Origin of the sequence: Rhizobacter sp. (assembly GCA_019635355.1) — a bacterium.
In the GTDB taxonomy this organism is placed as follows: Bacteria; Pseudomonadota; Gammaproteobacteria; order Burkholderiales; family Burkholderiaceae_C; genus Rhizobacter.
On record JAHBZQ010000001.1, the window covers coordinates 3,110,018 to 3,123,521 of the forward strand.

At 68.9% G+C, this 13,504-nt stretch carries 16 protein-coding genes and 1 riboswitch; of the genes, 6 read left to right on the forward strand and 10 right to left on the reverse strand.

What is annotated here, in order from left to right:
* Nucleotides 1–28: 28 nt before the first annotated feature.
* From KF892_14145 to KF892_14160, 4 genes are all read right to left on the reverse strand, one after another.
* Nucleotides 29–2,488 (reverse strand): EAL domain-containing protein, encoded by a 2,460-nt coding sequence (locus KF892_14145; protein MBX3626152.1) that lies wholly within the window; start codon nt 2,486–2,488, stop codon nt 29–31.
* A gap of 11 nt (nt 2,489–2,499) precedes the next feature.
* The gene (locus KF892_14150) at nt 2,500–3,105 is read right to left on the reverse strand and encodes a methylamine utilization protein (GenBank protein MBX3626153.1); all 606 of its coding nucleotides are present in this window, start codon (nt 3,103–3,105) and stop codon (nt 2,500–2,502) included.
* Between the two features lie 153 nt (nt 3,106–3,258).
* Nucleotides 3,259–4,386, reverse strand: coding sequence for a tRNA 2-thiouridine(34) synthase MnmA (gene mnmA / locus KF892_14155; protein ID MBX3626154.1), 1,128 nt, complete (start codon nt 4,384–4,386; stop codon nt 3,259–3,261).
* A 72-nt stretch (nt 4,387–4,458) separates the two neighbouring features.
* Complete coding sequence (locus KF892_14160; GenBank protein ID MBX3626155.1) at nt 4,459–5,436, reverse strand: TRAP transporter substrate-binding protein; 978 nt, start codon at nt 5,434–5,436, stop codon at nt 4,459–4,461.
* A gap of 186 nt (nt 5,437–5,622) precedes the next feature.
* Nucleotides 5,623–5,773: riboswitch (FMN riboswitch) on the forward strand.
* Nucleotides 5,774–5,865: 92 nt separating this feature from the next.
* Here KF892_14160 and ribB point away from each other — a divergent pair.
* Nucleotides 5,866–6,510: a 3,4-dihydroxy-2-butanone-4-phosphate synthase gene (gene ribB, locus KF892_14165; GenBank protein ID MBX3626156.1), complete on the forward strand. Its 645-nt coding sequence runs from the start codon at nt 5,866–5,868 to the stop codon at nt 6,508–6,510.
* Nucleotides 6,511–6,519: 9 nt separating this feature from the next.
* On the opposite strand, the gene KF892_14170 is transcribed toward ribB, so the two are convergent.
* From KF892_14170 to KF892_14180, 3 genes are read right to left on the reverse strand one after another with little or no spacing between them, the layout of a single operon-like run.
* Nucleotides 6,520–6,930 (reverse strand): PaaI family thioesterase, encoded by a 411-nt coding sequence (locus KF892_14170; GenBank protein ID MBX3626157.1) that lies wholly within the window; start codon nt 6,928–6,930, stop codon nt 6,520–6,522.
* Complete coding sequence (locus KF892_14175; protein MBX3626158.1) at nt 6,927–7,316, reverse strand: PaaI family thioesterase; 390 nt, start codon at nt 7,314–7,316, stop codon at nt 6,927–6,929. The genes KF892_14170 and KF892_14175 overlap by 4 nt, the downstream gene beginning before the upstream one ends.
* Before the next feature lie 47 nt (nt 7,317–7,363).
* Entirely contained in the window at nt 7,364–7,777 is a 414-nt protein-coding gene (locus KF892_14180) for a MerR family DNA-binding transcriptional regulator (GenBank protein ID MBX3626159.1), read from the reverse strand.
* Nucleotides 7,778–7,877: 100 nt separating this feature from the next.
* Between KF892_14180 and KF892_14185 the strand changes: the two genes are divergently transcribed.
* Complete coding sequence (locus KF892_14185; GenBank protein MBX3626160.1) at nt 7,878–8,573, forward strand: FKBP-type peptidyl-prolyl cis-trans isomerase; 696 nt, start codon at nt 7,878–7,880, stop codon at nt 8,571–8,573.
* 16 nt (nt 8,574–8,589) lie between these two features.
* On the opposite strand, the gene KF892_14190 is transcribed toward KF892_14185, so the two are convergent.
* The 3 genes from KF892_14190 to KF892_14200 all read right to left on the reverse strand — a co-directional run bounded on the left by KF892_14190 (nt 8,590) and on the right by KF892_14200 (nt 10,058).
* A complete protein-coding gene (locus tag KF892_14190; GenBank protein ID MBX3626161.1) occupies nt 8,590–8,994 on the reverse strand; it encodes a hypothetical protein in 405 nt (134 codons plus the stop codon).
* Nucleotides 8,984–9,475, reverse strand: coding sequence for a DUF1579 domain-containing protein (locus tag KF892_14195; GenBank protein MBX3626162.1), 492 nt, complete (start codon nt 9,473–9,475; stop codon nt 8,984–8,986). Before KF892_14195 ends, KF892_14190 begins: the two co-directional genes overlap by 11 nt.
* Nucleotides 9,476–9,554: 79 nt before the next feature.
* A complete protein-coding gene (locus KF892_14200) occupies nt 9,555–10,058 on the reverse strand; it encodes an NUDIX hydrolase (GenBank protein MBX3626163.1) in 504 nt (167 codons plus the stop codon).
* A gap of 136 nt (nt 10,059–10,194) precedes the next feature.
* Between KF892_14200 and KF892_14205 the strand changes: the two genes are divergently transcribed.
* From KF892_14205 to KF892_14220, 4 genes are read left to right on the forward strand one after another with little or no spacing between them, the layout of a single operon-like run.
* A complete protein-coding gene (locus tag KF892_14205; protein ID MBX3626164.1) occupies nt 10,195–11,310 on the forward strand; it encodes a Re/Si-specific NAD(P)(+) transhydrogenase subunit alpha in 1,116 nt (371 codons plus the stop codon).
* A 9-nt stretch (nt 11,311–11,319) separates the two neighbouring features.
* Complete coding sequence (locus KF892_14210; protein ID MBX3626165.1) at nt 11,320–11,685, forward strand: aspartate 1-decarboxylase; 366 nt, start codon at nt 11,320–11,322, stop codon at nt 11,683–11,685.
* A 34-nt stretch (nt 11,686–11,719) separates the two neighbouring features.
* Nucleotides 11,720–12,046 carry an NAD(P) transhydrogenase subunit alpha gene (locus KF892_14215; GenBank protein ID MBX3626166.1) on the forward strand — a complete coding sequence of 109 codons (327 nt, stop codon included), beginning with the start codon at nt 11,720–11,722 and terminating at the stop codon, nt 12,044–12,046.
* Nucleotides 12,043–13,467 carry an NAD(P)(+) transhydrogenase (Re/Si-specific) subunit beta gene (locus KF892_14220; protein MBX3626167.1) on the forward strand — a complete coding sequence of 475 codons (1,425 nt, stop codon included), beginning with the start codon at nt 12,043–12,045 and terminating at the stop codon, nt 13,465–13,467. The genes KF892_14215 and KF892_14220 overlap by 4 nt, the downstream gene beginning before the upstream one ends.
* The last annotated feature ends 37 nt before the right edge of the window (nt 13,468–13,504 follow it).

The following is a 13,504-nucleotide window of genomic DNA, read 5'->3' on the forward strand; positions in this document are numbered from 1 at the left end:
ACAGCCCCAGCGCGCCGTGCACTGACGCTCAGTGCAAGGTGACGTTCATCCGGCTCTCGCCCTTGAGCTTCATCGCCGACAGGCGCGTCGTCCAACCGGTGGACCACGAGATGAATTCGCTGCTCGGCAGCGGCCGGCTCATGTGGAAACCCTGCGCTTCGTCGCAGGCCTGCTCGCGCAGCAGCTGCCACACCTGCGCGTTCTCCACCCCCTCGGCCACCACGGTGAGACCCAGGCCGTGTGCGAGGTCGATGGTCGAGCGCACGATGCGTGCGTCGTTGGGGTCTTTCTCCATGCTCATCACGAACGAGCGGTCGATCTTGATCTCGTCGACCGGCAGGCGCTTCAGGTAGGCGAGCGAGGAATAGCCGGTGCCGAAGTCGTCGATCGACAGGCGGAAGCCCAGGCCCGAGAGGCGCTCCAGCGTGCTCATCGCACGCTGGGGGTCGTCCATGATCGCGCTCTCGGTGATCTCGAGGCAGAAGCCCTCGGCCGGCACGATGTGCTTGACGAGCAGGGCCTCGAACTTCTGCGGCAGCTCCACGTCGAGCAGGTCGCGCGTCGAGAGGTTGACCGAGATGGTGATGCGCAGGCCCGATTCGTTGAGCACGCGCCACATGCGTGCCGACTCCTCGAACACCCAGAGCGTGAGCGTGCGGATGAATCCCGTCTGCTCGGCGAAGGGAATGAACTGCATCGGCGGCACCAGGCCGCGCTGCGGATGCTGCCAGCGCAGCAGCGCCTCGGCCCCCACCACGTGGCCGGTGTCGAGCGCGAGCTTGGGTTGCAGGTACAGGCGCAGCTCGCGGTGGTCGACGGCGTGGCGCAGCTCGCCCAGCAGCGTGAGCGTCTGGCTGCTGGCGGCGTCGAAGGCCGGGTCGTAGAGCACCGGCCCGTCGTTGCGGCGCTTGGACTGGTACATCGCCACTTCGGCGCGGTTGAGCAGGCCGTCGGCGTCTTGCGCGTGGTGCGGCCACACCGCCATGCCGAAGCTCGCGTTCATGTCGACGGTGTGATCTTCGAGCGTCATCACATCGCCAAACGCGGCATGCAGGCGCTGCGCCACCGAGCGGGTGTGCGCCAGGTCATCGGCCGGCTCCAGGTCGGCCAGCAGCACGGCGAACTCGTCGCCACCGAGGCGGGCCACGAGATCGCCGTTGCGCACGGCCTGCTGCGACAGGCGTTCGGCCACGCCCTTCAACATGAGGTCACCGAAGCGGTAGCCCAGCACGTCGTTGACGTGCTTGAAGCGGTCGAGGTCGAGCATCACCACCGCGACGGAGCGGCTGTCGGCCGCAGCCAGCGCCATCGCCTCCATCACCGCGTTGCGGAACTGCACGCGGTTGGGCAGGCCGGTGAGGCTGTCCCAGTAGGCGAGCTTGAGGATCTCTTCCTGCTGGCCGGCCACGTTGATGCGCATGCGCTCGAAGGCGTGGGCCAGGTCGCCGACCTCGTCGGTGCGGTGCTGGCCGCCGAGCGGGGTGGCGTAGTCGCCGGCGCCCAGGCGTTCGGCCGCGGCAGCCAGGCGGCGCAGCGGCGTCGTGACCCGGCGTGCCGTGAGCACGCTGCCGATGCCGAACACCAGCACGCCGAGCAGCGTGAGCGCGGCCAGGCCGAGCTGCAGCTGGCGGAACGGGGCCACGGCCTCGTCGACCGAGAGCATCAGCAAGGCCGAGACCGTGGGGCCGGGCACGTCGCCTTCGGTCAACGGCACGGCGCGGGTCTGGTATTCGCCGCTGGGCAGCACGACGCTGCCGGACTGGTCGCGGTCGACGCTCTGTTCCAGCCGCAAAAAGGCGTTGCGAGACTCCTGCGGCAGGGTCGAGAGCAGCAGCGTCCACGGTGCCTGCGGCGCGGGCCGCGCTTCGAGGATCACGTGCAGCGACGAATAGCCGAGCATTTCGTCGACCAACCGCTGGTCGACCGGGAAGCCCATCAGCACCCAGCCCACCGTGACCGGCGCACGCAGCGGCACCAGCACGAACTGGAAGGGCCGGTTGTCGACCATCACCACGTCGCCCGCGGCCTTGCGATCGTGCAACTGGCCCAGGCGGTTCAACACGGGCTGCAACGAGCGCGCATCGGCATGGGCCGAGGCGCGCAGCTTGAAGTCGGTGTCGAGCAGTGCGGCCACGCTCGCGCCGATGCGCTCGCCGTGGTTGGCGAGCACCGAGCCGATGGTGGCCTCGTCACCACTAGACACGGCCGAGCGGAAGCCGTAGTCAGAGGCGAGCAGCGTCGCGCCCTCGGTGAGCTTGGCGGCGTTTTGCAGCAGCAGGCGCCGCAGCAGCCGCTCGCCCACTTCGAGATCGCCACCGATCGCGGCGCGAGCGTTGTGGTCGATGCTGGCGCGGATGGCGAGGAAGCTCAGGCCCTGCACCACCAGCAGCAAGCCAAGGAACACGAACACGATGCGCGCGCTGAGCGACTTGCGCAGCCAGCGCCGCACCCGCGCGATCGGACCAGGGCGGGGCGACGGGGCGCTCATGCTCGTGTGGTTCACAGCGGCGCCGCCGGCAGGGTGAGCTGAGCGCGGGCATCGCCCCCGGCCACGGTGAAGGCGACGGGCGCCGGCTCCTTGCCCGCCGGCACCCCGGCGTGCCAGGCGCGCAGACGGTACTGACCGGGTGGCACGCCCTCGAGCTGCACCTGGCCCTGCGCATCGGTGCGCGCGAAATACGGCGTGTCGACCACCACCACCCAGGCCGCCATGCGGTCGTGGATGTTGCAGCCGAGCACGGCGGCACCCGGTTTGTCGAACACGATGGGCTTGGCCGGCACGCCGGCGTAGAGCTTCAGCTCGAAGGTCTTGGTCGGCGAGAACGAGTACACATGGTGGCGCACGGTGTCGAAGTTCGGGAAGTTCACCGGCGTGCCGACCGTCACCACCGTGAGGCTCGGGTTGAACTTGCGCTGCGCCTGCGCGATCTCGACCGTGGGCATGGGCTTGACCGGCGGGCGTGGGCCGGTCGCGTCGAGCATCACCACCGCGTCCGCGAGCGCCCGCCCGCCTTCATCGGTCACGGCCACGTGGACCGCGGCATGGGCGAGCGCCGGCACCAGCACGCTGAACGCAAACACGAAGGCAAGGGGAAATCGGGGCATGGCGGCGCGTCGACAGCAGCGCCCGGCCGGTTGGTCGGGCTCCTCGGTGTATCGGCTTGCAACCGGGGGACTTGAAGACGCGCGTGCCATCACACGCCGGGGCGTGCAGCAGTTCACGGCCATTTCCCAGGCCGTGCGTTGATGAGCGCTGGCTTACCTGGCTTCGGCTGTCTCGGGCTCGGTGATCGCCGCCGAGATCACGCCCCCGCCCAGGCAGACCTCGCCGTCGTAGACCACGGCTGACTGGCCGGGGGTCACGGCCCACTGCGGGCTGTCGAAGTGCAGCGTGAAGCCGCCCGCCGTCGGGGCGATGGTGCAGGGCGCATCGCTCTGCCGATAGCGGGTCTTGGCCGCCACCGGGCCGGCCTTCGGCGCTTGGCCGGCGACCCAGCTCAGGTCGTCGGCGACCAGGCCCGACGAGAGCAGCCACGGGTGGTCATGGCCCTGCACCACCGAGAGCGTGTTGCGCGCCATGTCCTTGCGCGCCACGAACCACGGCTCGTGCTCACTGCCACCCTTGGCCGCACCGCGCTCCTTCAGGCCGCCGATGCCGATGCCCTTGCGCTGGCCGAGCGTGTAGAAGGAGAGGCCCACGTGCTCGCCCACCTTGCGCCCGCGGTCGTCGAGGATGGGGCCGGGCTGGTTCGCCAGGTAGCGGTTGAGGAACTCGCGGAACGGCCGCTCGCCGATGAAGCAGATGCCGGTCGAATCCTTCTTCTTCGCATTGGGCAGGCCGATCTCGGCGGCGATGCGGCGCACCTCGGTCTTGGGCAGCTCGCCGACCGGGAACATCGTCTTGGAGAGCTGCGCCTGCGTCAGGCGGTGCAGGAAGTAGCTCTGGTCCTTCAGCGGGTCGAGGCCCTTCAGCAGCTGGAACTCGCCCTTCACCTCACGCACGCGGGCGTAGTGGCCTGTCGCGATCTTCCCGGCGCCGAGCCGCATCGCGTGGTCGAGGAAGGCCTTGAACTTGATCTCGGCGTTGCACAGCACGTCGGGGTTGGGCGTGCGGCCGGCCTGGTACTCGCGCAGGAATTCGGCGAAGACGCGGTCCTTGTACTCGGCGGCGAAATTCACGTGCTCGATCTCGATGCCAAGCACGTCGGCCACCGAGGCGGCGTCGAGGAAGTCCTGCCGTGACGAGCAGTACTCGTCGTCGTCATCGTCTTCCCAGTTCTTCATGAAGATGCCGATGACCTCATGGCCCTGCTGTTTGAGCAGGTGCGCGCTCACCGCGGAATCGACACCGCCGCTCAAGCCCACGACCACACGCTCTTTCACCATGGGGCGCGATTGTAGAAAGCGCGCCCCGGCGGCGCTGGCGCAAGGCCACTGAGAGCCTTCTCGCGCCGCCCCTCAGCGCGTGGCGTAGAAGGGCACGAACACCTCGTTGGCCTCGCGCCCCACGCTCTGCAGCCATTCGAGCGAGAAGCGCTCGCCGAGCCGGCGGATGACCGGCTGCAGCAGCGGCGGCGCCGGCTCGATGCGCAGGCCGTTGCGTCGCAGCTCCTGCGCCGATTCGGTGGCGGCCACGCGGCTGGCCGCCCAGCCGGCGGTTTCGGCGGCGCTGGCGGACTGGCGCACCGCCTGCCGCTGCGCGTCCGACAGCGCCGCATACGCGGCGGCGTTGGCGAAAGTGAGGTTCTTCGGGAACCAGGCGTTGATCTCGTAGAAGAACTTGAAGGCGCTCCAGACCTTGTTCTCCACGCCGGTCACGGCGGAGGTGATCATGGTGTCGATGCGGCCCTCGGCGAGCGCCTGGCCGACCTGGGACATCGGCACGTCGACCGGCTCGGCGCCAAGCAGCTGGGCGATCCGCACGGTGGTGGCGTTGTAGGTGCGCATGCGGCTGCCGCGCAGGTCGTCGGCACTGCGCACCGGGCGGATCGTGTAGAGCCCCTGCGGTGGCCACGGCACGGCAAAGAGCGGCTTCAACCCACGCGCCTCGAAGTGGCGCTCGACCAGCGGCCGCTGGTGCTGCCACAGGCGCTGCGCGTCTTCGTAGCTGGCGACGACAAAGGGCACGGCGTCGGCGCCGGCGATGGGGATGTCCTGCGCCAAGCCGGTCATGATGACCTCGCCCGCCTGCACGCGGCCGGCGCGCACCGCGGCGGCGATCTGCGGCAGCGGCACGCCCTGGTTGTCGGGCTGCACCTCGATGCGCAGGCTGCCGGCGCTGGCGGCCTCCACGCTCCGCGCGAAACGCGCGACGTTCTGGCCCTGGAAGGAATCGGCCTTGTAGCCGGTGGGCAGCGTCCAGGTCGTCGTCGCGGCCTGGCTCACGCGGGGCGCGAGCGTGGCGGCGGCGGTGAGCAGCAGGTGTCGGCGTCGCATGGGGCCTCCTGTCGTTCCGAGGTGCGCATGGTGAGGCGCGGCGCCCATGTGGTGGATGGAAAGTTTTTCGGTCGCGGCATCGGAAAAATCGATGCCCTCGCGTGCCTCGTCGCGCGCGGTGTCGTGCAGATGACAGCCGCGGCGCACGCGTTGGCCAAAGATCGCGGCGCCGGCCTTCGAGCCGGCACACGTCTTCAGGGCGGGGCGGAATTCCCCACCGGCGGTATGCGGCGCAAGCCGCGAGCCCGCGAGCGCCTCGCTCTTCTCAGGGCGAGGGTCAGCAGACCTGGTGCGATGCCAGGGCCGACGGTCACAGTCCGGATGCAAGAAGATGTGCCGACACATGGCTGCCCAGCCGGGCCACCGGCGTGGGCGTCGTGTGTCTGCGCGCCCTGAAACGTTTTTCGTCCACTCAACGAGGAGCGTTTCATGTCTCAACCGACCTTCAACACCTTCCCCCATCGCCTGCGAACCGCGCTGCGTGCGCTCTATGCGGGCCGGCCCATTCTTCTGTTCGACGACGACGAGCGCGAGAACGAGGCCGACCTCATCGTCGCCGCCGAGCACATCACGCCCGAGGTGATGGCGATGTTCATCCGCGAGGGCAGCGGCATCGTTTGCCTGTGCCTGCCGCCCGATCGGCTGGCGCAGCTCGCGCTGCAGCCCATGGTGCCGTGCAACGAGAGCCGCTACGGCACGGCCTTCACCGTGTCGATCGAGGCGCGGCATGGCGTGGCCACCGGCGTGAGCGCGGCCGACCGCGTGACGACGATCCGCGCGGCGATCGCCGAGGGCGCGCAGCCGCACGATCTGGTGCGCCCGGGCCATGTGTTCCCGCTCTGCGCCCGACCGGGCGGCGTGCTGGAGCGCGAGGGCCACACCGAAGGTTCGGTCGACCTCATGCGCATGGCGGGCCTGAAGCCCGCCGCGGTGCTGTGCGAGCTGATGAACCCCGACGGCACGATGGCGCGTGGCGACGAGGTGAGCCGCTTCGCACTCGCGCACGGCCTGCCCACGCTCACCATCGCCGAGATCGTGCACTGGCGGCGCCAGAGCGCGCCGGCGATGGCCTGAGGCACCGGCTCAGACCATCTTGAAGCTCGCGTTGCCGCGTGCGATGAGGCGTTCGCCACAGACCACGCGGCACTCGGCGAATGCAAGGCTGCGGCCGAGCTTGAGCACGGTCGGCCGCACCTCGAGGCACTCGCCGATGCGGGCGGTGTCGAGGTAGTCGAGGGCCAGCGTCACGGTCACCGCGCTGGCCTGCTCGTGGCCGGGCTGCAGGCGCGCCAGGCGCACGACCGACAGGCCCATCGCGTTGTCGGCCAAGGCGCTGATGAAACCGCCGTGTGCGAAGCCCCGCGCGTTGCAATGCGCCTCGCGGACCTCGACCGCGAGCTGCACCGCTTCGCCCGTCTCGCGCGCATAGAGCGGCTCCCAGGGGTCGGTGAGCGGGCTGCGCCGCGTGTGGCGTGTGTAGCCGTCGGGCATCATGCCGCGGGCCTCGCGTCGAAATTCCGGGCCGTGCCGAGCAGTGTGGCGCACAGCGTCTCTTCGCCTTGCGCATCGATGGCGTAGACATCAGCGGCGCAGACGGTGAGTTGCCGGCTCGCATCGACCACACGGCCCCGCGCGCGCAGCCGCACGCCGGAGGCGGGCGCGAGGAGCTTGAGCGTGGCGTCGACGGTGGCATTGGCGCTGCCGGCGGGCAGCAAGGTGCCCGCGGCCGACACGGCGGCAAAGTCCGCGGCGGCGAACAACGCCGTGGCCTGCAGCCGCCCAGGGGCGAAGCACCAGGCGTCTTGCACCGGCATCTCGAGCTCCACCTCGCCGGGGTCGAGGCGCGTGAAGCTGAGTTGTAGCGTGCGTGCCATCGGCATGGCGAGCACCGCGTGGCGCACACGGTCGAGCTGGGTCATGGGGGCAGTCATGGGCGTTCCTTTCGGGGGCGAGGCCAGGGACTCTTCGAGGTGGTACGGGCCGTCACGGCCTCGCGCTGGCGCTGCTGCAGCCAGCCGATGTGCGAGACCAGCTTCTTGCGCAGCGCGCGCTGCTCGGCGACGAGCGCGTCGACCTCGGCGATGCGCGCCTGCATGGCCTCGATCATGTGCTCGAAGGTGAGCGTGCCGGCGCGATAGCGCGGCACGGCATCACCGAGGTCTTGCAGCGAAAAGCCGAGGTCGCGGCCCATCGAGAGGAACACCACCTCGCGCACCGTGCGCTCGCCGAACTCGCGGTAGCCCGAAGGCTGGCGTTCGGCGTGGATCAACCCGGCGTCTTCGTAGCGCCGCAGTCGGTGCACCGAGACGCCGGTGCGGCGGGCCAGTTCGGAAATCTTCATGCCGGCAACCTTAGCAAGCCTCGCACTGTGCGAGGGTCGCGGCTGCGACCGGCGGACAGCGGATACTCGCGCCTCCGCTCTACTACAACACCCCCGAGACATGAAACACGTCCTCGCCCTGGCCCTGTGCCTCGCCCTGCCCGCCTTCGCCGCCGACCCGGCGCCCAAGCTCACCACCGAGGCGCAGAAGGCGGCCTATTCCATCGGCTTCAACTTCGGCTCCTCGGTCAGCAAGGAAGTGCCCGACATCGACACCGAAGCGCTGCAGCGCGGCGTGCAGGACGCGCTGAAGAAGAAGCAGCCCGCGCTCACGCAAGAGCAGCAGGCCGAGGTGATGGGCAAGTTCCAGCAGCAGTTGATGGCGCAGCGCACCACGCGCATGGAAGCCGCCGAGAAGAAGAACAGCGACGCCGCCGCCAAGTTCATGGCCGAGAACGCCAAGAAGCCCGGCGTGACGGCGCTGCCAAGCGGCCTGCAGTACCAGGTCATCACCAACGGCAAGGGCGCGAGCCCGAAGGCCACCGACCGCGTGAAGGTGCATTACACCGGCACCCTGCTCGACGGCACGGTGTTCGACAGCTCCGTCAAGCGCGGCGAGCCGGCCACCTTCCAGGTCGACCAGGTGATCCCGGGCTGGACGCAGGCGCTGCAGAAGATGAAGGTCGGCGACAAGTGGAAGCTCTTCATTCCGCCCGAGCTCGGCTACGGCAAGCGTGGCGCGCCGGGCGGCAAGATCGAGCCGAGCATGGCACTCGTCTTCGAGGTGGAGCTGCTGGAAGTGATCGCCTCGAAGTGACGCGAGGCCGCAGCCTTCAGCGCAGCGCGCGGAAGGCCGCGAGCAGGTAGTGCTCGGGCGGGTGGGTGTCGCAGGCGCTCGCGGGCTCGTCGAAGACGAGCAGCAGGCGTTCGTCGCCCACCCTCACGCTGCTCGCCAGGCAGGCCGCGGTGGCGGGCAGGAGCGGCAGCACCGCGTTTGTCGCCGGCCCCTTGAAGGATTCGAGCACCTGCAGCCGCGCGCGGCCGGTGGCAGGGTCGACCTCGATCACACGGCCGTAGACCGCCACCCGCGCTTTGTCGAGCGCCTCGCGCGCCGTCTTCTCCTGCACCTCGGGCGGGAAGCAGTTGCAGCCGCCTGCCCCCTGCGCGCCGGCGGCACCGGCCAGGGCCAGCCAGCCGAGGCTGCACAGCAGGGCGCGGCGGAGGCGGTCAAGGTTCACGGCGGGTGAACTCCATCGTCCAGTTGGTTTCCCAGGTGGCGCCGGCATCGGGCGAGAAGGCCTGCTCCCACGTCGGGCGGTCACCGCCGTTGGGCCGCCAGGTGAAGCGCACGCGGATGGGCCGCCCGTCCAGGGTGTCGTCGGCCAGGAAGACCCCCACCCCGCCGGAGAACCGGCCCACCACCGGCACGTCGAGGCGGTGCGGGTGACGGCCATCGAGCCACCAGATGGCCCAGGTGCCTGTTGCCGGGTCGAAGGACCGCATCGCGATCGCGCGCACGTCGCCGTCGGGAAAGTGCAGCAGGTTGTCTTCGACGTTGCCGAAGCCGCCCAGGGTCGCGCGGGTGGACGACAGGCCCTCGAACGCGGTCCATTCCGTGCAGCCCGACAGGCGGGCGTTCAGGCGGCGGTGCCGCACGCGCCAGTCGCCGAGGATGAAGTCGAAATCGTGCGGGGCGTCGGGGGCGGTGGGCAAGGGCATGTCGGTTCCTGGGCGAGTGGTCGAGGGGGCCGATCGTGCGCGAGGGCTGCCGCCAGCGGCGTGTCAGGAGCGTGGAGCCTCAGCGCTTGATCTCGGGCTCGTGGACCGTGGCATCGGCGTGCACCAGCGAAAGCGGGTGGCGCCGGCCGGCAAGGTAGTCCTCGATGCAGGTGAGCACCAGGGCGCTGCGGTGCCGCTCGCGACTCGCGCGCAGCTCGGGCAGGCTCATCCACAGGGTGCGGACGATGCCTTCGTCGAGACGGCGCGTCGGGTCGGGCTCGCCGACGGTGCCACCGTAGGCCAGGCGCAGATAGGTCACGTCTTCGCCGGTGGCCGGCCGCTGGAAGCGCGACAGGTACACGCCCACCAAGCATTGCGGCGAGAAGACGCAGGCCGTCTCTTCGAGCACCTCGCGCCGCACGCCCTGCTCGGGCGACTCGCCCTCTTCGAGGTGGCCGGCCGGGTTGTTGAGCTTCAAGCCTTCGGCGGTGTCTTCTTCCACCAACAGAAAGCGGCTCTCGCCGTCGACCACGCGCTCGATGACCGCGGCCACGGTGACACTGGGCTTCCAACGTTCAGTCATGGGCGGCATGGTAGTCGCGTGTCTCTCCTGTGACACCAAGGCGACGACGGCGTGCGCGCGATGCGTTACGCTCGCGTGTTTTTGTAAGTTCAGCGCAAGCTCGATGGGCTGCGCCCGCGACGGAGGAGTCAGTTCCATGTTGATTGGGGTACCGCTCGAGACGGTGGCCGGTGAGACGCGCGTGGCCGTCACGCCTGAAACCGCGAAGAAACTCAAGGCGCAGGGACACACCCTGCGCATCCAGTCGGGCGCCGGCGTGGCCGCCAGCGCCACCGACGAGGCCTACATCGCCGCCGGTGCCGAGATCACCGACCAGGCCGGCGCCTTCGGTGCCGACCTGGTGCTCAAGGTGCGTGCGCCGGTCGACTCGGAGCTGTCGCTGATGAAGAGCGGCGCCAACCTCGTGGGCATGCTCAACCCCTTCGACGCCGCCGGCCTGCAGCGCATCGCCCGCGCCGGCCTCACGAGCTTCGCGCTCGAAGCCGCGCCGCGCACGACCCGCGCACAGAGCATGGACGTGCTGTCCTCGCAGGCCAACATCGCCGGCTACAAGGCCGTGATGATCGCGGCCGACAAGTACCAGCGTTTCTTCCCGATGCTGATGACCGCGGCCGGCACGGTGAAGGCCGCGCGCGTGGTGATCCTCGGCGTGGGCGTGGCGGGCCTGCAGGCCATCGCCACCGCCAAGCGCCTGGGCGCCGTGATCGAAGCCTCCGACGTGCGGCCTTCGGTGAAGGAGCAGGTCGAGTCGCTCGGCGCGAAGTTCATCGACGTGTCCTACGACACGCCGGAAGAGAAGGAAGCCGCCGAAGGCGTGGGCGGCTACGCCAAGCCGATGCCGCAAAGCTGGCTCGACCGCCAGAAGGTCGAGGTCGCCAAGCGCGTGGCCGCAGCCGACATCGTGATCACCACCGCGCTGATCCCGGGCCGTGCCGCGCCGGTGCTCGTGACCGAAGAGATGGTCAAGGCGATGAAGCCGGGCTCGGTGATCGTCGACCTGGCCGCGGCGCAAGGTGGCAACTGCCCGCTGACCGAGGCCAACAAGACGGTCGTGAAGCACGGCGTCACGCTGGTGGGCGAGACCAACCTGCCGGCGCTGGTCGCCGCCGACGCGAGCGCGCTCTACGCGCGCAACGTGCTCGACTTCCTGAAGCTCGTCATCACCAAGGAAGGCGGCTTCAACGTGCCGATGGACGACGACATCGTGGCCGCCTGCCTGATGACGCAGGGCGGCGAAGTGAAGCGGAAGTAAGAGGCCAGCATGAACAACCGCGTGATGCTCCGTGCCAAGCTGCACAGAGCCACCGTCACCGAAGCCGACCTGCACTATGAGGGCTCGTGCGGCATCGACGAAGACCTGCTGGAAGCCGCCAACATGGTGGAGTACGAGCGCATCGAGCTCTACAACATCAACAACGGCGAGCGCTTCTCCACCTACATCATCAAGGCGCCGCGCGGCTCGGGGACGATCTCCCTCAACGGCGCCGCCGCCCGCCGGGCACATGTGGGCGACCTGCTCATCATCTGCACCTACGCGACGATGAGCGAGGTCAACTCCGCCACCTACAAGCCGACCGTGGTGCTGCTCGACGAGCGCAACAAGGTCAAAGAAATCCGCAAGCTGTAATTCCGCCAGAACCCATTCCAAGGAGAACGTCGAGATGGACATCATTTCGCCGACCATCACCAACCTCATCATCTTCGTGCTCGCGATCTACGTGGGCTACCACGTCGTCTGGACGGTGACCCCGGCCCTGCACACCCCGCTGATGGCCGTGACCAACGCCATCTCGGCCATCGTGATCGTGGGCGCCATGCTGGCCGCTGCGCTCACCGAGACGCCGCTCGGCAAGACCATGGGCGTGCTCGCCGTGGCGCTGGCCGCGGTCAACGTGTTCGGCGGCTTCCTCGTCACGCGGCGCATGCTCGAGATGTTCAAGAAGAAAGAGAAGAAGGCTCCCGCCGCCGCCAAGGAGGGCGCGAAATGAGCATGAATGTCGTCACGCTGCTCTACCTCGTTGCGAGCATCTGCTTCATCCAGGCCCTGAAGGGCCTGAGCCACCCCACCACCTCGATCCGCGGCAACCTCTTCGGCATGGTCGGCATGGCCATCGCCGTGGTGACCACGGGCGCGCTGATCGTCAAGCTGGCCGGCGGCAGTGCCCTCGGCCTCGGCTGGGTGCTGCTGGGCCTGCTGGTCGGCGGCACGGCCGGCGCCATCATGGCCAAGCGCGTCGAGATGACCAAGATGCCCGAGCTGGTCGCGTTCATGCACAGCATGATCGGCCTCGCGGCGGTGTTCATCGCCGTGGCCGCCGTCGCCGAGCCGCATGCGTTCAACATCGCGGCCAAGGGCGACCCCATCCCCACCGGCAACCGGCTTGAGCTCTTCCTCGGTGCGGCCATCGGCGCCATCACCTTCAGCGGCTCGGTGATCGCTTTCGGCAAGCTCTCGGGCAAGTACAAGTTCCGCCTGTTCCAGGGTGCGCCGGTGGTCTTCGCCGGCCAGCACATGCTGAACCTGGTGCTGGGCCTGGCCACCGTGGGCCTGGGCCTGGTGTTCATGTTCACCGGCAACTGGAATGCCTTCTTCGCGATGCTGGCGCTGAGCTTCGTGATGGGCGTCTTGATCATCATCCCGATCGGCGGTGCCGACATGCCGGTGGTGGTGTCGATGCTCAACAGCTACTCGGGCTGGGCCGCGGCCGGCATCGGCTTCTCGCTCAACAACAGCATGCTGATCATCGCGGGCTCGCTCGTCGGTTCGTCCGGCGCGATCCTGAGCTACATCATGTGCAAGGCGATGAACCGCTCGTTCTTCAACGTGATCCTCGGCGGCTTCGGCGGTGACGCCACGGCCGCGGTGGGCGGCGCTCAGCAGCAGCGCAACGTGAAGAGCGGCAGCGCCGACGACGCGGCCTTCGTGCTCGGCAACGCCGAGACGGTGGTGATCGTGCCGGGTTACGGCCTGGCCGTCGCCCGCGCCCAGCACGCCGTGAAGGAACTGGCCGCCAAGCTGACCGAGAAGGGCGTGACGGTGAAGTACGCCATCCACCCGGTCGCCGGCCGCATGCCAGGCCACATGAACGTGCTGCTGGCCGAAGCCGAAGTGCCTTATGACCAGGTCTTCGAGATGGAAGACATCAACGGCGAATTCGGCCAGGCCGACGTGGCCATCATCCTCGGCGCCAACGACGTGGTGAACCCGGCCGCGCACGTGAAGGGCAGCCCGATCTATGGCATGCCCATCCTCGAGGCGTACAAGGCCAAGACCATCATCGTGAACAAGCGCTCGATGGCCGCCGGTTACGCCGGCCTCGACAACGAGCTCTTCTACATGGACAAGACCATGATGGTCTTCGGCGATGCAAAGAAGGTCGTGGAAGACATGGTGAAGGCGGTCGAGTAAGCCCCCGCCCAAGCGTGACGCAGTTCTCGGCCCAGAC